This window comes from Catellatospora sichuanensis (assembly GCF_007483665.1).
In the GTDB taxonomy this organism is placed as follows: Bacteria; Actinomycetota; Actinomycetes; order Mycobacteriales; family Micromonosporaceae; genus Catellatospora; species Catellatospora sichuanensis.
In genome coordinates this window covers 66,250-91,375 of the sequence record NZ_VIQO01000002.1, presented here as the reverse complement: position 1 = coordinate 91,375, position 25,126 = coordinate 66,250, and the positions used below count along the sequence as shown (strand labels likewise).

The window sequence follows — 25,126 nt, the reverse complement described above, 5'->3', positions numbered from 1 at the left end:
ACTCAGTAGCTGGGCAGGGACGGGTCGACGGTCTTGACCCAGGCGAGCACGCCGCCCTGGACGTGCACCGCGTCCTTGAAGCCGGCCGCCTTCAGCGCGGCGAGCGCCTCCGCGGACCGTACGCCCGACTTGCAGTGCAGCACGATCTGCTTGTCCTGCGGCAGCTTGGCCAGCGCCTCGCCGGACAGGATGTCGCCCTTGGGGATCAGCACGCTGCCCGGGATGCGCACGATCTCGAACTCGGCCGGCTCGCGCACGTCGACGAGCAGGAAGTCCTTGTCGGCGTCCTGCATCTCCTTGAGCTCGCGGGCGGTGATGGTCGCGTCGACCACCGCCTCCTGCGCCTCGACGGAGACCGCGCCGCAGAAGTCCTCGTAGTCCTCGAGCAACTCGGTCACGGTGGGGTTCTCGCCGCACAGCGCGCAGGACGGGTCCTTGCGGACCCGGATCTTGCGGTACGACATCTCCAGCGCGTCGTACACCATCAGCGACCCGACCAACGGCTCGCCGATGCCGGCCAGCAGCTTGATCGCCTCGGTCACCTGGATCGAGCCGATGCTGGCGCACAGCACGCCCAGCACGCCGCCCTCGGCGCACGACGGGACCATGCCGGGCGGCGGCGGCTCCGGGTAGAGGCAGCGGTAGCAGGGGCCGTGCTCGGCCCAGAACACGCTGGCCTGGCCGTCGAACCGGTAGATCGAGCCCCAGACGTACGGCTTGCCGAGCAGCACCGCGGCGTCGTTGACCAGGTAACGCGTGGCGAAGTTGTCGGTGCCGTCGACGATCAGGTCGTACTGCCCGAAGATCTCGAAGACGTTCTCACGGTCGATCGCGGTGTTGTGGATGACCACGTTCACGTACGGGTTGATCTCCCGGACGCTGTTGGCGGCCGACTCGGCCTTGGGCCGGCCGATGTCCGACTGGCCGTGAATGATCTGGCGCTGCAGGTTCGACTCGTCGACGGTGTCGAACTCGACGATGCCCAGCGTGCCGACGCCGGCCGCGGCCAGGTACATCAGCGCGGGCGAACCGAGCCCTCCGGCGCCGACGCACAGCACCTTGGCGTTCTTGAGCCGCTTCTGCCCCTCGACACCGACGTCGGGGATGATCAGGTGGCGGCTGTAGCGGCGGATCTCGTCCACCGAGAGCGACTCGGCAGGCTCCACAAGCGGCGGCAACGACATAGGCACATTCTCGCTCGCCGCGATAGGGAATGCCATGATCTCCAACCCGCTGGGATGCGAGTTGCATCACGCGCTGATCAGCCTTCATTTGATCATGAACTTATTCCCGCGACACGCCGCCGAACCGTGCCATAAGTACATGATCAAGTATCCGGCGCGCCGTGGCCCGAGCCGCCGCGCGGCCGTGTGGGCGGCTGCGGGCGGCCCGTCAGGGGATGGGGGGACCGCGGTAGAGGGCGGGGTCCGCCGGCGCGGCGGGGTGGGGCCAGAAATTGGGGGTGCAGTCCTTGAGGCCGGTGGACTGCTGCTGCATCACGGGGGCAGGCTTGCCGGGGGCCGGGCAGGCCTCGTGGCCGTAGCCGAGCTGGTGGCCGAGTTCGTGATTGAGCGCGAAGGCCTGGTAGTCGGGCAGCGGCGCGCCGTAGCCGGGAACGGCCTGCGACCAGCGGTCGAGGTTGAGGATGAGCTGGCCGGGCAGGCGGCAGGAGGTGAAGCCCTCGGTGTGCAGCCCGCCCGCGGCGCACATCTTCTGGGTGGTGCCGGCCGTGGCCAGGTAGACCGTGAACTCGTTGGTGGCCTTCTCGGCCACGCGCTGGAAGCGGTGCTTGCCGCCGCCCGTCCAGCCGCGCGGGTCGGCGATGATCCGCTCGACCTCGGCCGCGAACGCCTTGACGTCGGCTTCCGCACCCTTCTCCGCCGCGACGCGGAACTTGCGCACCGTGCCCGCCCCGCCCAGCACCTTGCCGGTGCCGGTGGCGTAGGCGAACGTTCCACTGCCGGCCGGCGCGGGCGCGCTCTCCTCGCGGGGCTGCCCGGACGCGCCTGGCTCCGCCGACGGGCCGCCCGACGCCGCATCGCCTGCCGCAGCTCCCGGCTCCGGCGAACCGGCCGCCGACGTACCGGGTCCGGGCAGGAGCAGGCCGTCGCGGCCGCGGGCGAGGTCGATGCCGACCAGCACCACGATCAGGCCCAGCGCGCCGATCACGAGGAACCGGTTCCGGCGGCGGCGGGCCTGGATCACCGCCCGGCGGCGGGCCCGGAAACCGGGTGCGTCGTCCGCCGAGCGACGCAGGGTCGCCTCCCGCTGCTCGAAGAGTTCCAGCTCGCCGCGCATCAGGCCACCGGAGGCCCGGTGTAGCGCTTGCCGTTCACGTACGGCCACGAATTGGCGGTGCAGCCCTTGAGGCCGTACGTCTGCTGCTGCATGACCGGCGCTGGCTTGCCCTTGCCCGGGCAACCCTCGTGGAAGCGGCCGAGCTCGTGGCCCACCTCGTGGTTGATCACGTACTGCCGGTAGGTGTGCAGGTCGATCTTGCCGGTGACGTAGTCGGGGACCGACAAACGCCAGCGGTTGAGGTTGATGACCACGCGCCCGGACAGGCGGCACGAGGTGTACGACACACCGTCGAGCCGGGTGTCCATGCCGCCCGCCCCGCACAGCTTGCGGGTCGTCTCACCGGTCGCCAGGTAGATCGTGAACTGGTACGACGACCCGGACGGCACCCGCTGCAACCGGTACTGCTTTCCCGCGATCCAGCTGCGCGGGTCGCCCAGCGTCTCGTCCACCATGCTGGTGAACAAGCCCAGCTCCTCGCCGGCCACGTTCTTCTCCACCGCGACCCGGAACCGCCGGATCGCGCCGGCGGTGCCCAGCACCTCGCCCTGGCTCTTCGCGTACGTCCAGGTCCCCGGGCCGGACGAGGGGAACTTGCCGTCCATCTGGTAGACGGTCTCCGGTTGCACGCTCGGCGACGGCTGCGCGGGCGACGGCGACGGCTCGGCCGTCGGCCCGGCGCTCTCGGTCATCGCGGGCGTCGACGCCACCTGCTTGGTGGGCACCGGATCGGCCCCGCCGCGCAGCAGGTCCACGCCCACCAGCAGGGCCGCGCCGAGCAGTAGGAACACGGCCGTCGCGCGGCGGCGGCGCTGCCGGGCACGGGCCCGGACGAGCCTGCCGGACTCCACTCGCGAAGACCGGGCGGGAGCTTCCCGTTCGGTCCTCGGGGGCGGTGCGAGGGCGGTGCGCATCGACACAGCCTGCCACATCCCTACGGCAACAGTGCCGCTAGCCGCCTGTTCACCGCGCTGAGCGTGGCTCGGACGACCGCCCGGCGGGGGTCTCCGGAGACCAGGGCGGAGCCTGCCAACTGCTCCACCCAACCGCCGCAGACCAGCAGCACCACCACGACGGCCACCTCGCAGCTGCCCATCGGGACGATGGTCGCCTGCTCCACGAAACACCGGCCGGACTCACCGGTCGTGGTGCCCTCGCGCAGCAGGTCGTCGATGGCCACCGCGGTCGCGGCGGCGCACAGGCGCAGCACGTACGCGTCGACGGCCGGCCCGCTGGCCACCCCGACGGCCTGCCGGTCGCCGGTGTTGAGGCGCACCTCGACCGTCGCGTCCAGGCCGAAGGTGCTGGTCTGCACGTGCTCGATGATCGCGCGCGGGCCCTGGTCGCGTTCGGTGGGCAGCGGCGGCGGCGAGGCCGTGGCGGGCAGCTCGGGCTCGCTGTTCACCGAGCGCAGCGCGGCCACCCGGTCGCGCAGCTCGCCGGGCGCCCGGCGCGGCACGCTCACCGGATGGCGGCGGCGCGGCTCGCGTGGCGACTGGTCGGACAGCGGATCCGGGTGCAGCCCGGTCAGCCCCGGCGGCGGTGCCGCCCCCGCGCCCGAGCGGGGCGCGGGCAGCGTGGCCGTCGGCGGGGTGGAGTCCGAGGGCGGCGCGGGCTTCGGCACCAGCGGGCCGGCCGGTGCGGCGTCGATGCCCATCTGGTCCTGCAGCATGCGGGCGACCATGCGGCTGATCGCCGCGGGGTCGGCCCCCTCGGCGAGGTCGAGCCGCAGGTGGTGGGCGCCGGTGGCGGTGGTGCGCAGGGCCGCGTCGCGCACCCCGGCGACGCCGCGCACGGCGCGCAGCACCGCGTCGACGTCGAACCCGTCGGGCCGCTCGTCGGTCCCCACGTCGTCACTGCGGCGCAGGTGGGAGGCGATACGGTCGAGCTGAGGCGTCGCCGCGACGACCGGCTCCGCCTCGACGACCGGGTGGATGGCGGGCGGCACGTCGGGCACCGCGGGCACACGCTGCGGCAGGTGCTCGGCGCCGGCCGGATCTGCCTCGGCCTCCCCCGGCTCGGCCCGCCGGGCGTCGGACGCTCCCGGCTGCTGCACCGGGCCGCCCGCGGGTTGTGTGGCCTGCGACAGGTGCGGCTGCGCCGAGCCGCCCGCGGGCTGCGGGATGTGCGGCTGGGGCGAGGGCGGCAGGTAGGGCCGGGGCTGGGAGACGAACGAGGGCTGGCCGGGAAAGCCGACCGCCGGCCCGCCATCGCCCTGGCTGCCGGAACGGCCGGTCCCGTGGCCCTGGTCGCCCGCCGCGTGCACGGCCTCAGGCATACCGGTGGTGTCGTCGCGCCGGGGCGCGGCCCGCCGCGCCGCGGCGTCGTCGTGTCGGGCGGACCCGGGTTCGGCCGCCGCGAGTGAGTTGGCGACACCGTCCGGAACACTGCCGAGCTGCGCGGCGCGGGCCATGCCGCGCTGTGCGGCGGCGTAGCCCTCGCGGGCCGCGTCCAGCCGGGCCGCGGCCGCTGCGGCCGGATCCGGCAGCAGCGGGAACTCGCCCGTCCGGCTCCGTTCGGCACCGTCTCCCGAGCGTGCGGCATCCTGCCCCGGTCCACGCCGATCGGTGTCGGGACCGTGTTCGGCGTCGTCGGAGCGGCCCGCTTCCTGGGACGGCACACCTGGCCGACCGTTGCCGGGACGCGCGGGCAGCGGCGGCTCGGCGAAGGCCATCCCGAAACGCGCGCCCAGCGACAAGCGATCCGGCTCCACCTCGTCGTGTTCCTCGTCCGGCGTGTCGTCGAGGCCGGGTGAGCGGTGCTCCGCGGCGGGCGGCACGGCCCGGGTGGCGGCCTCGGCCATCGCGGCCAGTGGCGCGTCCGCGGGTGGTGCGGAGGGCACCGGGCCGGAAAGTTCCGCGGGCAGCGAGGGCCGCAGGCCCGGCGGCGGCACCGGATAGCCCCCGGTGGGCATGGTCAGCGCGGGATTGGCCCCGGCGGGCAGCGGCGGCATGACCGGGATCGGGATCACCTCCGGTGGCGCGACCGCGGCCAAGGGGCCGGGGTGGTACGGCGTGAACACGGGAATGCGTCCGGTGTCGTCGGGGCCGAGCACCGGCGAGCCGTTGACGGGGGTGGGCTCGTCGAACGCGGCGTGGCGGGCGAACTCGGCCGAGGTCTGCGCGAACTCGTCGGCATAGGGGTCCTCGCCGGGGGAGGAGAGTTCCGGCAGGGGACGTTCGTACGGGCGGTGGTGGCCGTTGCGCGCGGACGGGGCGGTGTCCGGCGCGCGTACCAGCGTGGCGGTCACCGGATCGGCGCCGGTGAGCGCGTCTATCCCCCGACGATCGGCTACCGTGGCGTGCCACGGGGTCAACGGCTCGAATCCGGGCTCCAACGCCGCGCCCGCACTCGACCATGCATCCGTACGGTCGGAATCCGCCCAGCTCGCGGGTTTATGCCCGTTAGCCGTCGGGTGTCCGACTCCGCCGGCTGACCCGTTTGCGGGTTCGTCAGTTCCCGCTGTGTTTCCGGTCTGCCCTGTTACGTCCACCGTGCGCTCCTCCGTCGCCCACGCTGAGGCTACCGTGAACGGCGAATGACGATAAGTTGCAACGACGGGCCAGTTTGCAAGATCCGTCAAAGGATCCGTCTGCAGGGTGAGGAGATTCGATGACCGCGGCCACCAGTGGCGCCAACCCGACCGGCTCGACAGCCACGGGCCGGCCGACCCGGCTGCCCCGGTCGGCACGACGCAAGCAGCTGCTCGCCGCTGCTCAGGACGTCTTCGTCGCCCAGGGCTATCACTCCGCAGCGATGGACGACATCGCCGAACGGGCGGGCGTGTCGAAGCCGGTGCTCTACCAGCACTTCCCCGGCAAGCTCGAGCTCTACCTGGCCCTGCTCGACACGCACTGCGACGCGTTCGCCGAGCGCATCCGCTCCGCCATGGCGGCGACCACGGACAACAAGGAACGCGTCCGCGGCGCGATGCAGGCCTATTTCGACTTCGTCTCGCACGAGAGCGAGGCCTACCGGCTGGTGTTCGAGTCCGACCTGCGCAACGACCCGGCGGTCGCGGAGCGGGTGGACCGGATGGAGCGCCTGTCCGTCGAGGCCATAACCGAGACCATCATGTCCGACACGGGCGTCAGTCGCGCCCGCGCCGAGGTGCTGGCTGCCGGGCTGTGCGGCGCGGCGCAGGTGTCGGCGCGCTGGTGGCTCGCCGGCGGCCGGGTCATCGCCCAGGACGAGGCCGAACAGCTCATCACCACCCTGTCCTGGCGCGGCATCAGCAGCTTCCCCCTCAGCGGCACCGACCACTGACCCGGCCCCGACTTCGGGCGATCTTGCACGGGTGCATCCCCGACACGCGCATGTCAGGCGGGGGCGGGGCCGTTCGCGCAAGATCGTCACGGGTGGTCGGGCGGCACGCCATCGTCCAGCTGGGACACCGGGGTAATCTCGGGGGCGAGCCGAGGAGGTTGTGTGGAGGTCAAGATCGGTGTGCAGTTCGCCCCCCGCGAGTTGGTGGTGGACAGCGCGCAGACGCCCGCTGAGGTCGAGCAGATGGTCACCGACGCGCTCGCGTCGAAGGCCCAGCTGCTGACGCTGGTCGACGAGAAGGGTCGCCGGGTCATCGTCCCGCTGGACAAGCTGGCATACGTGGAGATCGCCGAGGCTTCGTCGCGGAGTGTCGGCTTCACGGCCCGCTGAGGTCGAGCAGTACATAACTGCAGGTGAACGGCACGGTGCGGGTCGCGCCGTGCCGTTCACCGTTGCTGCCGTCAGAGGCGCCGACGCCGCATCCGTCCGGCGCGCCGGGTGCCGTGGCCGACCGCGGCGCGCCGGACGGCGCAGGCCGCCGACGCGGTCGGGCGCCCGGGGTGTGTTCGGCCGGTAGTCTGCGGGCGTGTCAGCTGACGCCGGAGTGATCGATCTACTGGGCATGCTCGCGTACGGCGAGCTGCTGGCCTTCGACCGCATGGCGGCCGATGCCCGGCTCGCCCCGGACCTCGGCCGGCAGGCCCGGCTGGCCGAGATGGCGGCCTGGGAGATGGCCAACTACCGGCGGCTGGCCAACCGGCTCACCGCGCTGGGCGCGGACCCGGAAGAGGCGATGCTGCCGTTCGTCACCGCGCTGCGCACGTATCACGACAACACCGAGCCGGGTGACTGGCTGGAGGCGCTGACCAAGGCATACGTCGGCGAGGGCATCTCCGACGACTTCTTCCGCGAGGTGGCCGAGGTGCTGCCCGCGGCCGTGCTGGCCGAGGGCGACCGGGCCCTGGTGCTCGACGTGCTGCACGACGACGGGTACGCGGACTTCGCGGCCGGGGAGATCCGCGCGGCCATCACGGCCGACCCTAAGGTCGCCAACCGGCTGTCGATGTGGGCCCGCCGGCTCACCGGCGAGGCGCTGTCGCAGGCGCAGCTGGTCGCCCAGGAGCGCTCGCCGCTGACGGCGCTGGTGCTGGCCGGCGTGGGCGACGGCGAGTCCGTCGACGTGCTGTTCCGGCGGCTGACCACCGCGCACACGGCCCGGATGACAGCGGTCGGTCTCAATAACTGACCGTTTTGCGTGGGAAATCCCACTAAGAACCGGGAATTCGACACACACCTGGTGACCAGACGGCCACCGGGTCGTACGATGGCTGAGTTGACATGGGCCCGATGCCCATGTCGTCGCGTGTGCGGCGCCGCGATCCCCAACGATCGCGCCGCGCGATGGGATCCACATCCTTCATCGCCGCGCCCCGCGCTCGAGACTACATATACGCCCTTCGATGAACCGGGCGTACCGACATCCGCTGGGCAGCCCGCAGGGTCCGCCGTACGCGGATCACTGAGAGGGCACCCCAGAACCTGATGACCGAAAACATCGAAAGCACCACCGCAAGCACTCCCAAGATCACCCTCGCGCCCACCTTCGCCGAGCTCGGCGTGCGCCCGGAGACCGTGGCCGCACTCGCCGCGATGGGTATCGAGCGCGCTTTCGCCATCCAGGAGTACGCGCTGCCCATCGCGCTGCGCGGCGGCGACATGATCGGCCAGGCGCCCACCGGCACCGGCAAGACCTTCGGCTTCGGCATCCCGCTGATCGACCACGCGGTCGCCCCGGGTGAGGGCGAGTCCAGCGGCCAGCCGCAGGCACTCGTCGTCGTGCCGACCCGCGAGCTGGGCCTGCAGGTCGCCAAGGACCTCGCGGGCGCCGGCAAGTCCCGCGGCGTGCGGGTGCTCGCGCTGTACGGCGGCGTCGCGTACGAGCCGCAGGTCGAGGCGCTCAAGGCCGGTGTCGAGATCGTGGTCAGCACGCCCGGCCGCCTGCTCGACCTGTGCAAGCAGAAGCACCTCAAGCTCGACCAGGTCAAGGCGCTCGTGCTCGACGAAGCCGACCGCATGCTCGACCTGGGCTTCCTCGACGACGTCGAGAAGATCCTCAAGATGCTGCCGACCGACCGGCAGACCATGCTGTTCTCGGCGACCATGCCGGACCCGATCGTCACCCTGTCGCGCAAGTTCCTGCGCACGCCGGTGACGGTGCACGCCGGGCACACCACCGAGCCGGGCGTCAGCCCGCAGACCAAGCAGGTCGTCTACCGCACGCACCAGCTCAACAAGCTGGAGCTGCTGGCCCGCATCCTGCAGGCGCAGGGCCGCGGCCTCACCATGATCTTCACTCGGACCAAGCGCAACGCCGACCGGGTCAGCGAGGACCTCGACTTCCGCGGGTTCGCCGCGGCCGCGGTCCACGGCGACCTCAACCAGGGCGCCCGGGAGCGGGCCCTGCGCGCGTTCCGGGCCGGCAAGGTCGACGTGCTCGTCGCCACCGACGTGGCCGCCCGCGGCCTCGACGTCTCCGGCGTCACCCACGTCATCAACTACGACTGCCCGGACGACGCGGAGACCTACGTGCACCGCATCGGCCGCACCGGCCGCGCCGGGGCCACCGGTGTCGCGGTGACCTTCGTCGACTGGGAGGACATGCCCCGCTGGCGGATCGTCGACAAGACGCTCGGCCTGGAGCTGACCGGCCCGGACGGTCCGCCGGAGACGTACCACACCTCGCCCTGGGTCTACACCGACCTGGACATCGCCACCGACGTCAGCGGCACGCTGCCCAGCGCCCAGCGCTCCCGGGCCGGACTGTCCGCCGAGGTCGAGGAGGATCTGGGTGGCCGTTCCCGCGGCAGCCGTGACCGCGGCAAGCGCGGCCCCGCGGCCGAGCAGGCCGCCCCGCCGCGCGAGCGCGCGCCGCGCCGACGACGTCGCCTGGCCGGTGACGACGAGGCCGCGCCCGTGGCCGAGGCCGGCGTGCTGGACACGCCCGCCGACACCGACACCGCCGACGGCGAGGCCACCCGTGGCCGCCGCCGCCGCGGCCGGGGTGCCGGCACCGGGACTGCGGTCGCCGCGTCGGTGACGCACGAGGGCGGGCTCGCACCGCTGTTCTCCGGTCCCGTGGACGGCCCGGACGGCCCGGCAGAGGCTGCCGCGGCAGCCGAGGGCGGCGCTTCCCGCTCGCGCTCGCGCCGCCGCCGTCGCCGTTCGGGCGGATCCGGTGGCGCCGCCGAGGGCGCGCTGGAGACCTCGGTCGAGAGCTGACGAACACGTCACGCAGGGACGCCCCCGCGCTGTTTCCACAGCGCGGGGGCGTCCCTTTTCGCAGGCCAGGATCAAACTAAAGTTTGAGGTTAGGGTGACCTTACTCGCGTACGGTGCTGCGCATGAGTGAGCCCTTCTCCGCCCGCCTGCGCGCCGCCACCTGGTCCGACCACAGCTCGGCCGAGCAGACGACGTTCCTGGACGACCTGACCCGTGGGCGGCTTACCATCGCCGCCCACGCCGCGCTGACCGCGCAGCACTACCTCGTCTACCAGGTGCTGGAGGAGGCCGCGGCGCACTGGCGCGGGGACCCGGTAGCGGCCGGCTTCCATGACGGCACGCTCACCCGCCTGCCCGCGCTCGCCGAGGACCTCGCCTTCCTGCTCGGCGCCGACTGGCGCGACGCGCTCACCCCCGTCGCGACCACCGTCGAGTACACCGCCCGCCTGCGCGAGGTCGCCTTCACCTGGCCCGGCGGCTTCGTCGCCCACCACTACAACCGCTACCTGGGCGACCTGTCCGGCGGGCAGTACGTGGCCCGCGCCCTGGCCCGCTCGTACGGGCTCGCCCTCGGCGGCGACGGCCTGCGCTTCTACGCCTTCGACGGCATCGCCGACCTCACCGCCGTCAAGACGGCCTACCGCGCCCGCCTCGACGCCGCGCCCTGGGACGCCGCCGAGCAGGACCGGATCATCGACGAGGTCAAGCTCGCCTACCGGCTCAACACCGACCTGCTGGCCGAGCTGGGCCGGGTCCACCCGAACCCGTTCCCGCCGCAGGTCGTCGCCCAGATCATGCGGCACATGAACGACGACCATCCCGCCGATTCTCTGCTGATCTGCCGCGCCACCCTGCCGGAGCCGGCCCGTCCGGACGCCACCGCGGCGGTGATGTCGGGCATGGACAACCGCGGCATCGAGTTCAAGGCCGTGATCAAGGGCGTCGAGACGCCGATCCGGGTGCCCTTCGCCCAGCAGTTGACCGAGCGCGCCCAGGTGCGCGTCGAGGTCACCCGGCTCTACCGGGAGGCGTGCGCCCTGCTCGGGGTGCCTTCCCGGTGAGCGCGGGCGTGGAACACTGGCCGGTGTGGAGACGGCACACGACGTTCTCATCGCGCTGACCAGGCGATACGCCTTTGCGGAGGTGGCCGCGCTGGTCGCGCCGGACTCCGGCGTGCTGCCGCGCGCCGGCGGTGGCGCGCTGTCCACCGAGTCCGTCGCCCACGTGCAGCAGCTGTGCGCGTTCGGGCAGCGGCTGCTCGACCTCGACGCCGAGGACTTCGGCGAGCTGAACGCCGCCGCCGAGGCCAACACCGAGCACGCCGTCGCCGATCAGGTGCACGGCGACCACGTGCCCGAGCACCTGCGGGAGCGCGCGCTGGCCTGCCGCATGCCGCAGGCGCCCAAGGAGGTGCACCGTGGCGCGCTGGGCACCATGCGTCCGGCGTTCCGGCTGCTGCTGGAGGTCATCGACGCGCGCTTCCGGCGCGGCGAGACCACGGCGGTGGTCGCCGCGGTGCACATCGCCAGCGAGTACGGCCCGCTGCTGGTCTGGGAGCGGGTCCTCGGGCACGCCGCCGACCCGGTGCGCATGCCCGCGGCCGTGGGCGGCGACGGCAGCGCATGGGGTGACTTCGACGACCGGGACTGCCCGCACACCAAGCCCGAGAAGTCGGCCGCGCGGCGCAGCCTGACCGTGGCGCACGAGAACAACGCCGGCTGGCGGACCTACCTGGACCGCCAGCACTCCAACACCTCGCACGCGCTCTGCGTCTGCGCCACCACCTGCCACCGCCCGTGCAGCGTCTACCGCCGGCTCGACACGCGGCAGGCGGAGGTGGTCACCCACGGCTGCCGGCTGGCCGGGTCGCTCAACGAGTCGGCCGTGGTGAAGCTGCGCCACAGCGCGCCGGTCGGCCACGGTTTCGGCGTGCCGTCGCGGCGCGAGCTGCTCGACGCCTGGGACCGCACCCGTGCCTCGCTGGCCAAGCACGACCCGGCGATCGCCGAGGAGGACGGCTACCCGCTGCCCGGGTTCGCCACCTTCGTCGCCGTGCTGGCCGGCGAACCCATGCCCCCGGACACCCTGCTCGCCGAAACGGCCATCGAACTCGCCAAAGCGCTGACCCCCTGACGCCCGGTCAGCCCGGTGCGGCTCGTTGATCGTCGGACTTGCCCGGCACCTGTGCGTATCTTGAGCCCGCATACGCCCACCTGCCTGGCAAGTCGGACGATCTTGGGCCGCGGGGCGCGGGGAGGTCAGGAGGCCGGGGTGCCCGCCAGCAAGGTCGCCAGGTGGGGTTGCACGTGCCATTCGGCCAGCAGCGCATCCAGCTCCGCGACCTCCGCGGGGGACGGCCGCCGGTCGGTACGGTGGGCGCGGATCATCGCGTTGCGCGGGGTGTGCGCCGAGTCGATGAACTCGACCACCTCCACCGCGTATCCCTGCCTGCGCAGCAGCGCCGCGCGCACCGTGTCGGTGAGTACGTCGGCGAAGCGCTCGCGCAGGATGCCGTGCTCGGTGAGCAGCGCCGCCGCACCCTCGGGGGGCCGCCGCCGCAACTGCCGGGAGAGATCCTTGTGACAGCAGGGCGCGGCCAGGATCCAGCGTGCGTCCCAGGACAGCGCGCGGGCCAGTGCGTCGTCGGTGGCCGTGTCACAGGCGTGCAGCGCCAGCACCACGTCGGCCTGCGGCACCGGGGCGTCGGCGATGGTGCCTGCGACGAAGCTGACGTGGTCCGCCCAGCCCAGCTTGCGGGCGATCGCGGTGTTGCGCTCACGCTGGTCGTCGCGCACGTCCACCCCGACCAGGCGCACGTCCAGCCCAAGGCCGGACAGGCGGCGGTACGCGGCGAAGGTCAGGTACGCGTTGCCGCAGCCGAGGTCGACGACGTGCAGCGGGCTCGGCAGCTGCGCCGGGTCGGGCAGGGTGGCGTCCAGCGCCCGCAGGAACGCGTCGACCTGCCGGCGTTTGGCCGCGTCGCCGCCGATGACGGCGTACAGCGGGTCGCCGGGGTCGATGAGGTGTTCCCGCGGCCGGTCGTGCGCGGTGACCGCGGGCACGGCCACCGGGGCCGCCGAGCGGTGCAGCACCGCGCCCTTCTTCGTCGCCTGCAGGCGCACCGTGCCGTGCGCGGTCTCCACGGTCCAGCTGCCGAACGGCTCGGCCAGCAGCTCGTCCACCCGGCCCGCCAGCTCCGCGCCGGGGGCGAGGTTCACCGTCGTGGGGCGCTGCCCGTCCTCGGTCACCAGCTGCACCCGGTCCCCCGCTTTCAGGGTCACCGGGCGCAGCGTGGCCCGTTGCACGGACGGCGTGCCGTCCCGGCGCTGCCCGCCCGCAGTGGCCCGGATCAGGTCCGGCGCCAGCAGGAGTTCGCGTACCTCGGCCAGGGCTTCAGGGAGTGCTGCCATACGTCAAGGATGCGCGATGGGCCGCGCAGTCCGTCAGAAGGCCCCCGGCGGCTCGTAGTGCCCGCCCGGGCTCTCCGCGGAGAAGACGATCAGCGCCACGACCGCCGCGATGATGAGCACTCCCAGCGCCGTGGCGATCCAGCCGACGATGATGCCGGTCAGGGCCATGCCGTCGCCGTCCTCGCCGCTCTCGCGGATCCTGCGCCGGGCGACGTGCCCCAGGATCGCGCCGAGCGGGCCGAGGATGAGGGCGGGCACGCCGTAGAAGCAGAGCATGATCGCGCCGGCCAGCGCGGTGACCATCGCGCCGATGGCCATGCCGTTGGTGCGCCGCTGCAGGTAGACGTAGGGGTACGGGCCGTAGCCGGGCGGCGGGTAGGCACCGTACGGGTACGGCTGGCCCGGCGCGCCCGCGGGCGGGACCGGCTGCCCGGCAACCTGCGGCCAGCCGCCGGTCGGGTGGCCGACAGCCGGGTGATGACCGGCTGCCTGGTACGGGTTCGGCCAGTGGCCCGGTGCCGCCGCCGTGCCCGCCGGGATCGCGGCCGGGCTGCCGGACGCGGTCGCCCCGGCCGCGGCCGCGCTGCCGGAAGCGGTCGCCTGAGCAGCCGGGACAGGGTCGGCCGACGGGAAGGTGAGCGGCGCCGGGGCCGGGAACGGCGGCTGCGGCAGGCCGGGATCCGGGCTCGGGGGTGGCGGCGCGGTCGGGTCGGTCATCGGCCTGGCTCCATCCGGTGAAGGGGTCCCGACAGAGTAAGCGGTGCCTCCTACTGGCGTCAGCTCGGACAAACCGGCAGGATCAAGCCATGAACGAGCGGATGGATCTCTTCCGGCTGGACGGCCGGGTCGCACTCGTCACCGGTGCAGGCAGCCCGCACGGCATCGGCTTCGCCACCGCTCGCCAGCTGGCCGCACTCGGCGCGAAGGTCGCCGTCGTCTCCACCACCCGGCGCATCCACGAGCGCGCCGGCGAACTGGGCGTGCTCGGCTTCGTCGCCGACCTCACCCTGGAGGCGGAGGTCGGCGCGCTGGCCGACGCGGTCACCGAGCAGCTGGGCGACGTCGACATCCTGGTCAACAACGCCGGCTTGACCAGCCGGGCCAGCCCGGAGGTGATCCGGCCGGTGGCGCAGCTCTCCTTCGAGGAGTGGCGTGCCGAGATCGACCGCAACCTGACCACGGCGTTCCTGGCCAGCCGGGCGTTCCTCGGCGGCATGTCCGAGCGCGGCTGGGGCCGCATCGTCAACCTGTCCGCCACCGCCGGACCGGTGAACGCGCTGCCCGCCGAGGCCGGCTACGCCGCCGCGAAGGCGGGTGTGCTGGGCCTGACCCGGGCGCTGGCGATGGAGCTGGTCGCCGACGGCATCACCGTCAACGCGGTCGCCCCCGGCACCATCCACACCTCGGCGTCCACGCTGGCTGAGCTGAAACTGGGCTACGACACCCCGATGGGCCGCCCCGGCACGCCCGACGAGGTCGCCGCGACCATCGCCTTCCTCTGCTCCCCCGCCGCCGGCTACATCACCGGCCAGATGCTCGTCATCGACGGCGGCCAGTCCGTCCGCCAGGGCTGAACCCGAAGGAAGGGCACCTTCGCCGGCTCGCGTCAGCGAGACGAGCGGTAGCTCAGCTCGCTATGCGTGGAGGAAGGTGCCCTTCTCAACGGCTGACCGGTCCGCCTGCGGTGGAGTCGCTTGGCTGGTGCGGTGCGGGTGGCTGGTGCGGTGCGGGTGGCTGGTGCGGTGCGGGTGGCTGGTGCGGTGCGGGTGGCTGGTGCGGTGCGGGTGGCGGGCCTGTCGCGTTGTCGGCGCGGGGAGGTCTGCTCGACCGGGCGCGGAGACGCGGCGCGAGGTCATACCCCCACGGTTTGGGGGGTCAGCGCGAGCGCGGCCGCCTCGAGGAGGGTCACCGCCGACTCGCCGGTGAAACCGTCGTCGGAGGCGAACTGCAGGTGGTCGGCCAGATCCGGCGCGGCCAGCCGGATCGCCCGGATGCCCAGCGCCTGCGCGCCGGTCAGCTCGCGGGAACCGCCGTCGCCGACGAACACACACTGCTCGGGCGGCACGTCCAGCTGTGCGCAGGCGGCGAGGTAGATCCGCGGGTCCGGCTTGCTGCACCCGACCTGCACCGAGAAGACCTTCGCGTCGAGCAGGTGGTGAATCGGCAGCGACCGCATGATCTCGGGCAGCTCCCAGGCGCAGTCGCTGACCACGGCCAGGCGTACCCCCGCGCGGCGCAGCCGCCACAGCGTGGGCACCGCCTCGGCCCGCAGGTGCGTGTCGGCGCGCACCGCCACCAGCCGGGCGGCCTGGGCCGCGCGCAGCCGTGCCGGGGTGACGCGTACACCCAGCTCGGCGGCGACCCAGCGCATGGTGTCCAGGGCGTCGCCGTACGCGCCCCGGCAGCGGGGGTAGAAGGAGGTGTTCAGCACCGCGAAGTACTCGGCGGGCTCGCAACCGAGTAGGCGAGGGGCCAGTTCGTGGGCCGGTCCGCGGGTGCACGCCGAGGTCAGCGTGCCGTAGAAATCGAACAGGATCGCGCGCGGCGTTACGCCGGATAACGAAGGTTCTGAATCCATCCGAGCGACAGTAATCAGCTGCTCACATGAAGTACATAGGATGATCGCTCACAGTGTGCAGATGAACGCATCGCGTAGATGTCGGCGTGCCGACAGGCCGCTCACCTGCGCCTGGCAGGATCGATCCTCATGCGATCCCGGCTCGACCCGCTCACCATCGCCGCGATCACCATCGCGATCATCGCCGTGTCGTCGTCCGGGCCGCTCATCGCATACGCCGCCGCGCCGGCACTGGCCATCGCCTTCTGGCGCAACGCGCTCGCCGTCGGCGTGCTCGCCCCGGTCACCCTCACCCGCCGCCGTGCCGAACTGCGCGGCCTGCGCGAGGACCACGCCTGGCGGTGGAGCGTGCTGGCCGGCCTCGCGCTGGCCGGGCACTTCGCCACCTGGGTGCCCAGCGTCAAGATGACCACCGTCGCCACCGCGACCGCGCTGGTCGCCACCCAGCCGGTCTGGGCCGGCCTGATCGCGCTCTGGCAGGGCCGGCGGCTGGGCCGGTGGACCTGGATCGGCATCGGCAGCGCCGTGGCGGGCGCGGCGATCGCGACCGGCGCCGACTTCACCCGAGGGGGTACGGCCGTCGTCGGCGACCTGCTCGCCGTGGCCGGTGGCCTGCTCGCCGCGATCTACACGTCCTTCGGGGAGAAGGCCCGCAGCCGGACCTCGACCACGACGTACACCACGGTCTGCTACTCCGTGTGCGCCGCGCTGCTGCTGGCCGTGTGCCTGTCCTTCGGCGTGGAGATGACCGGCTTCGACGACCGGACCTGGCTGGCCATCATCGCGCTGACCGCCGGGGCGCAACTGCTCGGGCACTCGATGTTCAACTACGCCCTGCACAAGGTCTCCGCCACCACGATCAGCGTGCTGATCCTGCTGGAGGTGCCCGGGGCCGCCCTGCTCGGCTGGGTGTGGCTGGACCAGGCCCCGCCCGCTGCCGCCTGGCCCGGCATCGCCCTGCTCATGGCGGGCGTCGCCGCCGTCATCCTGGGCGCACGCCGCCCGGCCGCCCTGCCCACCCCCGACCCGGTGGACGTCGACCTCCCCACCCGCGACAGCTGACGCCGTGTCGGTGCCGCGGCTCTGCACTTTCAGGGAAAGTGCAGCCACTCGCGCGCTCGAACGCGCAGTTTCCCCGAAACTGCAGCCCCGCAACGCCGGCCCTGCTGCTCGCGTCGGCGGGTGAAGGTGCGGCGCAGCGGCGCAGGCCAGCTGGGGTGGAGCGTTAGGAAGGTGCCCTTCCGCTACGAATAGCGATGGGAAGGTGCCCTTCCTTCGGGTGGGAGGATGGGCGGCATGACGCATCCGTTGGTGGAGGAGGCCGCGAAGAAGGCGGCCGTCGCGTGGGTGTCGGTGGGGGGCGGGCCCGCGTACGCGGTGTGGTGCCTGCCGCAGGACGGGCGGCTGCACGTGGTGGTCGGGCCGGGTGAGCAGGATCTGCCGGGGCTGGCCGAGGCCGTCGAGGCGACGGTCACGCTGCGCGGGGATCACGGCGGCGCGGTGGTGACCTATCCGGCGCAGGTGCAGCGGATCGAGCCGGGCGGCGAGCAGTGGGCGGCGGTCGCGGTGACGCTGGCTGGCAAGCGGCTCAACTCCCCGGGCACGGCCGAGCTGCTCGCCGAGCGGTGGGCCCGGGAGTGCGCGCTGCTGGCGCTCACCCCGGCGGGCGACCCCCTGCCCGCGGGCGAGGGCTCGGGGCGCGCCGAACCCCGGCCGAGCCCGGCGACCAACGCCACCCGCAAGCCGTTCCGGCTGCACCGGGTACGACGCCGATAACTCCCAATCATGTGAGAAATACGCATACCATGCGAATATGGCCACGCTGACCAGGGTCTTCGTCGCCCGGCTCGCAGGCCTGCCCGTCTACGACCCGAACGGCGACCAGGTGGGCCGGGTCCGTGACGCCGTCGCCCGGCTGCGCGCCGACGGGCCCCCGGCGGTCGTCGGCCTGGTCGCGGAGATGCCGCTGCGGCGGCAGATCTTCCTGCCGATCGCCCGGATCACCTCGATCGACTCCGACAGCGTGGTGCTCGGCTCCGGCACCATCAACCTGCGCCGCTTCCAGAAGGGCCCGGCCGAGCTGATGGTGCTCGCCGACCTGCTGGACCGGCGCATCGGCACCCCGAACGGCGCCCCCGCCACGGTCGTCGACGTCGCCATGGAGTCCGACCGCGCCGGCCAGTGGAACCTCGGCCGCGTCGCCGTACGCGACATCACCAGCCGGCTGAGCCGCCGCGGCCAGTTGCACCAGTTCGAGTGGCACGAGCTCACCGGGCTGGTCGACCCCGGCGCGCTGCAGGGCACCGCGTCCCTGCTCTCGGTGCTGGAGAAGATGCGCCCAGCCGATCTCGCCAACGCCCTGCAGGACCTGCCCGACCAGCGCAAGCATGCGGTGGCCGCGGCGCTGGACGACGAGCGGCTGGCCGACGTGCTGGAGGAGCTGCCCGAGCACGCCCAGGTCGACATCCTGGCCCGGCTGGACCGCGAGCGGGCCGCCGACGTGCTGGAGGAGATGGACGCCGACGACGCCGCCGACCTGCTGGCCGAGCTGCCGCCCACGGAACGGGCGCTGCTGCTGGACCTGATGGAGCCGGAGGAGTCGGCCCCGGTGCGGGCCCTCATGCAGTACCGGCCGAACACCGCGGGCGCGGTGATGACCAGCGAGCCGGTGATCCTCACCCCGGACGCGACCGTCGCCGACGCCCTGGCCCGCATCCGCGAGAAGCACCTGTCCCCGGCGCTGGCCGCGCAGGTGTTCGTGTGCCGCGCCCCCATCGACACGCCGACCGGCCGCTACCTGGGCATGGTGCACTTCCAGCGGCTGCTGCGCGAACCGCCCGGCGACCTGCTGGGCGGGGTGCTGGAGCGCGACATCACGCCGCTGGCGCCGAGCCTGCCGCTGGCCGACATCACCCGGCGTATGGCGACGTACAACCTGGTCGCGATCGCGGTGGTGGACTCCGCCGACCGGCTGGTCGGCGCGGTGACCGTGGACGACGTGCTGGACCACCTGCTGCCACGGGACTGGCGGGAGCAGGAGCGCGCCACGGACAGCACCCCATGACGGCGCCCGGCCCGGAGGAGGCCCGGTGAGCGACCGCCTGGACCAGCCCCGGGAACCGCACGCCATCCGGCTGCCCCGGTGGGATCCCGACGCGTTCGGCAACTTCGCGGAGAAGTTCGCGCGCTTCATGGGCACCGCGAAGTTCCTCGTCTACATGACGGTCTTCGTGATCGTGTGGATCCTGATCAACCTGATCGGCGTCTTCGGGCTGCAGTGGGACCCGTACCCGTTCATCCTGCTCAACCTGTTCTTCAGCACCCAGGCGTCGTACGCCGCGCCGCTGATCCTGCTCGCCCAGAACCGCCAGGCCGACCGGGACCGGCTGACCATCGACGAGGACCGCCGCCGCGCCCAGGCCCAGAAGGCCGACACGGAGTACCTGGCCCGGGAGATCGCCTCGCTGCGGATGGCGCTCAACGAGGTGGCGACCCGCGACTACATCCGCTCCGAGCTGGCCAAACTGGCCGAGGAGCTGGACGACGCGGCCAACCGGCGGCATCAGCAGGAGAAGGCCGACCGCAAGGACAAGAAAAGCCGCGCGTCGCAAGGGGCATGACGCGCGGCAAGCTCTCCTTCGATGGTCCCACGATCGGGCGAAGCCAGGCAACGGGTCGCGAGAATGTTGCGCGTGCCACCCGGTCCCCGCGTCGGCCGGTCATGATCGATGCCGCGGGTAACATGGGCGCATGTCCACCGCTGTGCACGCCGACGACCAGGCTGTCCTGGCCGCACTCGCCTCCGTGAACGACCCGGAGATCAAGCGCCCCATCACCGAACTCGGCATGGTCGAATCGGTGAAGGTCGACGCGGGTGTGGCGTACGTCCGCATCCTGCTCACCGTCGCCGGCTGCCCGCTCAAGGACACCCTGCGCACCGACATCACGGCGGCCGCCACCACCGTCGCAGGCGTCACCTCGGTCGAGATCGACTTCGGTGTGATGAGCCCGGACCAGCGCCAGGACCTGCAGAAGCGGCTGCGCGGCCCGAACGCCGCGGCCGAGCCGGTGATCCCGTTCGCGCAGCCCGGCAGCCGCACCCGCGTGTACGCCGTCGCCTCCGGCAAGGGCGGCGTCGGCAAGTCCAGCGTCACCGTCAACCTGGCCGCGGCACTCGCCGCCCGGGGACTGTCGGTAGGCGTGGTCGATGCCGACATCTACGGCCACTCGGTGCCCCGCATGCTCGGCGTGCAGGGCCGCCCGACCCAGGTCGAAGACATGATCATGCCGCCGCAGGCACACGGCGTGAAGGTCATCTCCATCGGTATGTTCACCAGCGGCAACGCCGCCGTCGTCTGGCGCGGGCCCATGCTGCACCGGGCCCTGCAGCAGTTCCTCGCCGACGTGTACTGGGGCGACCTGGACGTGCTGCTGCTCGACCTGCCCCCGGGCACCGGCGACATCGCGATCTCGCTGGCCCAGCTGCTGCCGACCGCCGAGATCCTGGTCGTCACGACTCCGCAGGCCGCGGCCGCCGAGGTCGCCGAGCGCGCGGGCGCGATCTCGCTGCAGACCCACCAGCGCCTGGTCGGCGTCATCGAGAACATGTCCTGGCTGGAGCTGCCCGACGGCAGCCGGATGGAGGTCTTCGGGGCAGGCGGCGGGCAGACCGTGGCCGACTCGCTGACCCGCCTCACCGGCGCCTCGGTGCCGCTGCTGGGCCAGATCCCCCTGGACACCGGCGTACGCGAAGCCGGCGACGAGGGCACCCCCGCCGTGCTGACCGCCCCGAACTCCCCGGCCGGCGCCGCCCTCAACGCGATCGCCGACCGCCTCGCCCTCCGCCGCGAATCCCTGGTCGGCAAATCCCTCGGCCTCTCCCCCGCCAAACGCTGACCCCACCCGGCCAGCGCCCAGCCCGCCCTCCCCGGGCGAGGCCCCTCCCGCTGTGACAACTCTTAAAGACTTGCGGCCTCAGAGAGCATCTGAGGCCGCAAGTCTTTATCGCGCACGCGGAGAGTTGTGCACGCGGAGAGTCGCGCACGCGGAGAGTCGCGCACGCGGAGAGTTGTGCACGCGGAAGTTGTGCAGGCGGAGAGTTGTGTGCGCGGGGCGCGAGGCTGTGCGCTGCGGAGCGGGGTGGGTCAGGTGGCGTCGTCGAAGCGGGCCGGGGGCGGGGTGGCGGCGGGCGAGGACGAGGCGGCGGCGGGGGTGGCGGAGGCCATGGCGTTGACGTTCGCCTTGGCGTCGGCGGCCAGTTTGCCGGCGTTGTTCAGCTCGCCCCGCAGGTCGTCGTAGATGCCGGTCAGCGGCTTGCGGAGGGCGGCCTCGTCTTCCTCGCTGAGCAGGTGCTTGCGGACGAAGGCCTTCGGGTTGAGATCCTCGAGCTTGATGTCGGTGCCCAGTTCCTTGCTCAGGTCACCGGTGGCGTTGGTGGCCATGGCGCGCAGGCCGCGCAGCATCCGCATGCCGTCGCTGATGACCTTGGGAAGCCGCTCACCGAAGATCAAAAGCGCCAGCAGCAGGAGCGCAATGAACTCCGGAGTGCCCAGGTTCTCAAACACCGATACCTCCCGAGTGTGTCCGCCGACGCAAGGGTACGTGCGCGACGGCCCGGCAGGCCACCCCTCAATCAGCGTCAGCGACGAGTGTCACGGCAGCATCGTGGCTGGTGGAGCCGCGTTTGTACGTCACTTCGACCACCGAACCCGGTGCAGTTTTCCGCACAAGTGCGATGAGGTCCGTCGGCTCGCTGAGCGGGCGGCCGGCGAAACTGGTCACCACGTCACCGGTGCGCATGCCCGCCTCGGCGGCCGGGCCGGTGGCCACGACCTCGCCCAGGCGCACCCCGCCGGCCGAGCCGCGGAACGACTCCTCGACCTCCGCGCCGATCACCGTGCGGTGCGCCCGGCCCGCGGAGATGATCTCCTCGGCGACCCGGCGGGCGTGGTTGATCGGGATGGCGAAGGCCAGGCCGATGTTGCCGGCCGACTCCTCGCTGCCCGCCATCGACTTGATCACGGCGTTGATCCCGACGACCTGGCCCGCGGCGTCGACCAGCGGGCCGCCCGAGTTGCCGTGGTTGACCGCGGCGTCGGTCTGGATCGCGGCGTAGTACCTGGTCGTGCCGTTCTCGGCGTCGGTGGCGATGGGCCGGTCCAGCGCACTGACGATGCCCGCGGTGACGGTGCCGCGCAGTGCCAGCGGCGAGCCGATGGCCACCACCGCGTCGCCCACCGCGACCGCGTCGGAGTCGCCCAGCATCGCCGGGTGCAGTTCGGGGCGCTTGACCTGGAGCACCGCGACGTCCGACTCGGGGTCGGTGCCGATCACCTTCGCCGGGGAACTGGTGCCGTCGTCGAATATGACGCTCACCACTCCGGAGCTGCCGGACACCACGTGATCGTTGGTGATGATGTGGCCGTCGGCGCTGGCCACGAAGCCCGAACCGAGCGAGACGCTGCCGTCCACCGGCACCCGGACAGTGACCACGCTGGGCAGCAGCATGCTGGCCACGGCGGCCAGCGACTCGGGGGCGCGGTGCGGCGGGGAGGCGGTCGAACCGAGGATCGAGCGGGCGGTCTGCCGGTCGTCACTGAACCGCACGCCCATCGCGCCGCCGAGCACTCCCGCCAGCACGCCCGCCAGGACGGCCGCTCCGGCGACTGTCCACAACGTACGACGTCGGGTATGGTCAGGCTCGGCCAACGGCTCCGGCACGGGCGCTTGTGCGCGCTCTGCGGGTGGCACGAGCGCCACCGGCGAGTGCGGATCGCGCCACGGATCGTTGAGCGCATCAGACCACCAAAACGACGCCGGCGGTGCGACGGCCGGTGGCGTGTGCTGCGCTGCCGTCCAGTCGTCGTCATCCGGCCGGCGATAACCCCAGCCGTCGGTCACTGACCAGCCCTCCGTCCCGTTCCCGGTTTCAGGATGGCACGGTTTCAACGTGAAAAATCACTGTTCACGGAAGGTGCCCCATGACGACGCTGCATCGCCAGCCCGGTAGCGCAGGCGACTTCATCGCGTCGTTCGTCCCCGAGGACGTGATCGCGCAGACGGCCCGCGGGCTGGCGGTCGAGGTGGGCCTGCAGCCGGTCGCACCGGCGGTCGGCGCGGCGCTGCGCATGCTGGCCGGGGCCTGCGCCGCGAAGGCGGTCGTGGAGATCGGCACCGGCACCGGGGTCAGCGGACTGTGGCTGCTGCGCGGGATGCGCCCCGACGGCGTGCTCACCACCATCGACCGGGAGTCCGAACACCAGCGCATGGCGCGACGGCTGTTCATGGAGGCCGGCTTCTCCGCCTCGCGGGCCCGGGTCATCACCGGCCGGGCGCTGGAGGTGCTGCCGCGGCTGGCCGACGGCGCCTACGACCTGATCTTCGTCGACGCCGACCCGACCGAGTACGCCGCGTTCATGGACGCCGCGGCACGGCTGCTGCGGGCCGGTGGCGTGGTCGTCCTGCACGGAGTCCTGACCAGCGGCCGCGACGTCTTCACGGTCCGCGAGCTGGCCTACGCCGTCCGCGACAGCGACCTCTGGCAACCCGCCCTACTCCCCCTCGGCGAAGGCCTCCTAGCCGCCGTCAGAGCCTGACCCCAACCCCGCCTTTTATTGACGTTGGCCTATCTCATCGAAAATTCGCGGCTCGGATTCGATGAGATAGGCCAACGTCGATCAAAAAAGGGGTCGGGAGACGGCCGGTCAAAAGTGGGTCAGGAGACGGTGGAGAGCCAGCGGACGAGGGTGCGTACGCCCCAGCCCGTCGCGCCCTTGGTGAGCTCGCCGTCGGGGGCGGCCGACCAGGCCGGGGCGGACATGTCGATGTGCACCCAGCGGTCGCGCAGACTGCCCGCGAACTCGCGCAGGTAGAGCGCGGCGGTGATGGTGCCGGGGTTGCCCGCGGCGTTGTCCAGGTCGGCGATGTCGGAGGTGACGTCTCCGGCGTACTCCTCGGCCAGCGGCAGCCGCCACAGCGGCTCCCCGGACTCCGCACCCGCTGCGGTGAAGCCGTCGATCAGCGCCTCGTTGCCGCTGAACAGCGCGGCGGTCTTCTTGCCGAGCGCGATGCGCGACGCCCCGGTCAGCGTGGCGAGGTCGATGAGCAGGTCGGGCTCGAGGTTCTCGACCGCGTACGCCATCGCGTCGCCGAGCACGACCCGGCCCTCGGCGTCGGTGCTGCGCACCTCGGAGGTGAGGCCGCCGTAGTGGGTGACCACGTCGCCGGAGCGCCAGGCGCTGCCGGAGAGCATGTTCTCGGCCAGCGGGGCGAGTGCGGTGACCCGTACCGGCAGACCCAGGTCCGCCACGGCGAGCAGGGCGCCGACGACGGCGGCTGCGCCGCCCATGTCCTTGCGCATCAGCTGCATGGCGTCGTTGGGCTTGATGTCGATGCCGCCGGTGTCGTACGTGATGCCCTTGCCGACCAGCACCACGTGCTTCGTCGCGCCCTCGGGGGACCAGCCCAGCTCCAGCAGGCGGGGCTCGTGCACGGAGCCGCCGCCGACGGCGAGGATGCCGCCGAAGCCCTCGGCCTCCAGCTGCTCGCGCTCGCGCACGGTGACCGTGACGCCGTCGCCGGCCCGCTCGCGCACCTGGCGCACGAACCACTCCGGCGTCTTGGTCAGCGACGGGGTGTTGGTGAGATCGCGGGCGAAGCGGGTGTGCCCGGCCACGGTGCGGGTGGCCGTGAGCACGGCCTCCCGCTCGGGGCTGCCCGGCACGGCGACGACGACCTCGGCCAGCTTCGCCGCGGCCTCGGGCTTCTCCTCGGCCACGCGGAACCGGTACGACGCCAGCCACAGGCCCTCGGCAAGGCCCCGCAGCGCGACGTCGCTCAGGTCCGCGGGAGCGAGCACGGTCAGCGCGGGCTCCTTGACGGCGGCACGGGCCAGCGCGGCACCGGCCGCCCGCCAGCCCGCCTCGTCACCGGATCCGACCCCGACCAGCAGCACCTTCGACGGCTCGCGCAGCGGTCGCGGCAGCGTCTGCACGGCACCGGCCGAGCCCTTGTGCTCGGTGGCGGCGAGGAACGCCTCCGCCTCGGCGGCGACGTCGGAGGGCAGCACGGCGAGCGGTGTGCCCGCCGCGGAATCGCCCTCGGCGGTGCCCACCGGGCACGCGACGGTTCCGGCGAGGTCCGCCGCGCCGTCCAGTCGAATCGAGATCATCCTTGCCCCTTCACTGGCTGTGCCGCCGACGCCCCACCGGCCGCCGACCGCCTGACCCTATCGCGCTGCCTCCGGCGCCGGCCGCGACGGAGGTGCTGGTCCCGCGCCGCCCGGCAGGGGTCGCCG

At 72.7% G+C, this 25,126-nt stretch carries 23 protein-coding genes; 13 read left to right on the top strand and 10 right to left on the bottom strand.

Annotated elements, in window-relative coordinates; genetic code table 11:
- Positions 1-2: 2 nt before the first annotated feature.
- The 4 genes from moeZ to FLL47_RS17980 form a co-directional block, all read right to left on the bottom strand.
- Positions 3-1,184 (bottom strand): adenylyltransferase/sulfurtransferase MoeZ, encoded by a 1,182-nt coding sequence (moeZ, locus tag FLL47_RS17995; RefSeq protein WP_144121710.1) that lies wholly within the window; start codon positions 1,182-1,184, stop codon positions 3-5.
- 208 nt (positions 1,185-1,392) lie between these two features.
- Positions 1,393-2,298 carry a DUF3152 domain-containing protein gene (locus tag FLL47_RS17990; protein WP_144121709.1) on the bottom strand — a complete coding sequence of 302 codons (906 nt, stop codon included), beginning with the start codon at positions 2,296-2,298 and terminating at the stop codon, positions 1,393-1,395.
- The gene (locus FLL47_RS17985) at positions 2,298-3,149 is read right to left on the bottom strand and encodes a DUF3152 domain-containing protein (protein ID WP_246158155.1); all 852 of its coding nucleotides are present in this window, start codon (positions 3,147-3,149) and stop codon (positions 2,298-2,300) included. The genes FLL47_RS17990 and FLL47_RS17985 overlap by 1 nt, the downstream gene beginning before the upstream one ends.
- Positions 3,150-3,232: 83 nt before the next feature.
- Positions 3,233-5,635, bottom strand: coding sequence for a hypothetical protein (locus FLL47_RS17980; RefSeq protein ID WP_144121708.1), 2,403 nt, complete (start codon positions 5,633-5,635; stop codon positions 3,233-3,235).
- A gap of 275 nt (positions 5,636-5,910) precedes the next feature.
- Between FLL47_RS17980 and FLL47_RS17975 the strand changes: the two genes are divergently transcribed.
- The 6 genes from FLL47_RS17975 (at position 5,911) to FLL47_RS17950 (ending at position 11,976) form a co-directional block, all read left to right on the top strand.
- Positions 5,911-6,564 (top strand): TetR/AcrR family transcriptional regulator, encoded by a 654-nt coding sequence (locus FLL47_RS17975; protein ID WP_144121707.1) that lies wholly within the window; start codon positions 5,911-5,913, stop codon positions 6,562-6,564.
- Positions 6,565-6,726: 162 nt separating this feature from the next.
- Positions 6,727-6,954: a DUF3107 domain-containing protein gene (locus tag FLL47_RS17970; RefSeq protein WP_144121706.1), complete on the top strand. Its 228-nt coding sequence runs from the start codon at positions 6,727-6,729 to the stop codon at positions 6,952-6,954.
- A gap of 196 nt (positions 6,955-7,150) precedes the next feature.
- Positions 7,151-7,810 (top strand): ferritin-like fold-containing protein, encoded by a 660-nt coding sequence (locus tag FLL47_RS17965; protein ID WP_246158152.1) that lies wholly within the window; start codon positions 7,151-7,153, stop codon positions 7,808-7,810.
- A gap of 296 nt (positions 7,811-8,106) precedes the next feature.
- Positions 8,107-9,843, top strand: a complete 1,737-nt coding sequence (locus FLL47_RS17960; RefSeq protein WP_144121705.1) for a DEAD/DEAH box helicase — start codon at positions 8,107-8,109, stop codon at positions 9,841-9,843.
- 122 nt (positions 9,844-9,965) lie between these two features.
- A complete protein-coding gene (locus FLL47_RS17955; RefSeq protein WP_144121704.1) occupies positions 9,966-10,904 on the top strand; it encodes a biliverdin-producing heme oxygenase in 939 nt (312 codons plus the stop codon).
- A gap of 25 nt (positions 10,905-10,929) precedes the next feature.
- A complete protein-coding gene (locus FLL47_RS17950) occupies positions 10,930-11,976 on the top strand; it encodes a hypothetical protein (protein ID WP_144121703.1) in 1,047 nt (348 codons plus the stop codon).
- Positions 11,977-12,101: 125 nt separating this feature from the next.
- On the opposite strand, the gene FLL47_RS17945 is transcribed toward FLL47_RS17950, so the two are convergent.
- Both FLL47_RS17945 and FLL47_RS17940 read right to left on the bottom strand, forming a co-directional pair.
- Positions 12,102-13,253: a class I SAM-dependent methyltransferase gene (locus tag FLL47_RS17945; RefSeq protein WP_144121702.1), complete on the bottom strand. Its 1,152-nt coding sequence runs from the start codon at positions 13,251-13,253 to the stop codon at positions 12,102-12,104.
- A gap of 33 nt (positions 13,254-13,286) precedes the next feature.
- Positions 13,287-13,970, bottom strand: coding sequence for a DUF4190 domain-containing protein (locus FLL47_RS17940; protein WP_144121701.1), 684 nt, complete (start codon positions 13,968-13,970; stop codon positions 13,287-13,289).
- 89 nt (positions 13,971-14,059) lie between these two features.
- Here FLL47_RS17940 and FLL47_RS17935 point away from each other — a divergent pair, with 89 nt between their 5' ends.
- Positions 14,060-14,827: an SDR family NAD(P)-dependent oxidoreductase gene (locus tag FLL47_RS17935; RefSeq protein WP_144121700.1), complete on the top strand. Its 768-nt coding sequence runs from the start codon at positions 14,060-14,062 to the stop codon at positions 14,825-14,827.
- A gap of 278 nt (positions 14,828-15,105) precedes the next feature.
- Here FLL47_RS17935 and FLL47_RS17930 read toward each other — a convergent pair whose 3' ends face one another.
- Positions 15,106-15,831: an HAD family hydrolase gene (locus tag FLL47_RS17930; protein ID WP_144121699.1), complete on the bottom strand. Its 726-nt coding sequence runs from the start codon at positions 15,829-15,831 to the stop codon at positions 15,106-15,108.
- Between the two features lie 129 nt (positions 15,832-15,960).
- On the opposite strand from FLL47_RS17930, the gene FLL47_RS17925 reads away from it, so the two are divergent.
- The 5 genes from FLL47_RS17925 to FLL47_RS17905 all read left to right on the top strand — a co-directional run bounded on the left by FLL47_RS17925 (position 15,961) and on the right by FLL47_RS17905 (position 20,727).
- On the top strand, positions 15,961-16,893 hold the full coding sequence (locus tag FLL47_RS17925) for a DMT family transporter (RefSeq protein ID WP_144121698.1): 933 nt from the start codon (positions 15,961-15,963) through the stop codon (positions 16,891-16,893).
- A 234-nt stretch (positions 16,894-17,127) separates the two neighbouring features.
- Positions 17,128-17,607 (top strand): hypothetical protein, encoded by a 480-nt coding sequence (locus FLL47_RS17920; RefSeq protein WP_246158149.1) that lies wholly within the window; start codon positions 17,128-17,130, stop codon positions 17,605-17,607.
- A 37-nt stretch (positions 17,608-17,644) separates the two neighbouring features.
- The gene (locus tag FLL47_RS17915) at positions 17,645-18,895 is read left to right on the top strand and encodes a magnesium transporter MgtE N-terminal domain-containing protein (RefSeq protein ID WP_144121696.1); all 1,251 of its coding nucleotides are present in this window, start codon (positions 17,645-17,647) and stop codon (positions 18,893-18,895) included.
- A 25-nt stretch (positions 18,896-18,920) separates the two neighbouring features.
- On the top strand, positions 18,921-19,451 hold the full coding sequence (locus FLL47_RS17910) for a DUF1003 domain-containing protein (protein ID WP_144121695.1): 531 nt from the start codon (positions 18,921-18,923) through the stop codon (positions 19,449-19,451).
- Between the two features lie 130 nt (positions 19,452-19,581).
- Positions 19,582-20,727 carry an Mrp/NBP35 family ATP-binding protein gene (locus FLL47_RS17905; RefSeq protein ID WP_144121694.1) on the top strand — a complete coding sequence of 382 codons (1,146 nt, stop codon included), beginning with the start codon at positions 19,582-19,584 and terminating at the stop codon, positions 20,725-20,727.
- A gap of 248 nt (positions 20,728-20,975) precedes the next feature.
- Here the strand turns inward: FLL47_RS17905 and FLL47_RS17900 are convergent, their stop codons facing one another.
- Together FLL47_RS17900 and FLL47_RS17895 are read right to left on the bottom strand one after the other, a co-directional pair.
- Positions 20,976-21,395 (bottom strand): twin-arginine translocase TatA/TatE family subunit, encoded by a 420-nt coding sequence (locus FLL47_RS17900; RefSeq protein WP_144121693.1) that lies wholly within the window; start codon positions 21,393-21,395, stop codon positions 20,976-20,978.
- A 64-nt stretch (positions 21,396-21,459) separates the two neighbouring features.
- Positions 21,460-22,731 (bottom strand): S1C family serine protease, encoded by a 1,272-nt coding sequence (locus FLL47_RS17895; protein ID WP_144121692.1) that lies wholly within the window; start codon positions 22,729-22,731, stop codon positions 21,460-21,462.
- Positions 22,732-22,811: 80 nt separating this feature from the next.
- On the opposite strand from FLL47_RS17895, the gene FLL47_RS17890 reads away from it, so the two are divergent.
- Entirely contained in the window at positions 22,812-23,426 is a 615-nt protein-coding gene (locus FLL47_RS17890) for an O-methyltransferase (protein ID WP_144121691.1), read from the top strand.
- Between the two features lie 119 nt (positions 23,427-23,545).
- Here FLL47_RS17890 and FLL47_RS17885 read toward each other — a convergent pair whose 3' ends face one another.
- Positions 23,546-25,000 (bottom strand): leucyl aminopeptidase family protein, encoded by a 1,455-nt coding sequence (locus tag FLL47_RS17885; RefSeq protein WP_144121690.1) that lies wholly within the window; start codon positions 24,998-25,000, stop codon positions 23,546-23,548.
- Positions 25,001-25,126 lie beyond the last annotated feature (126 nt).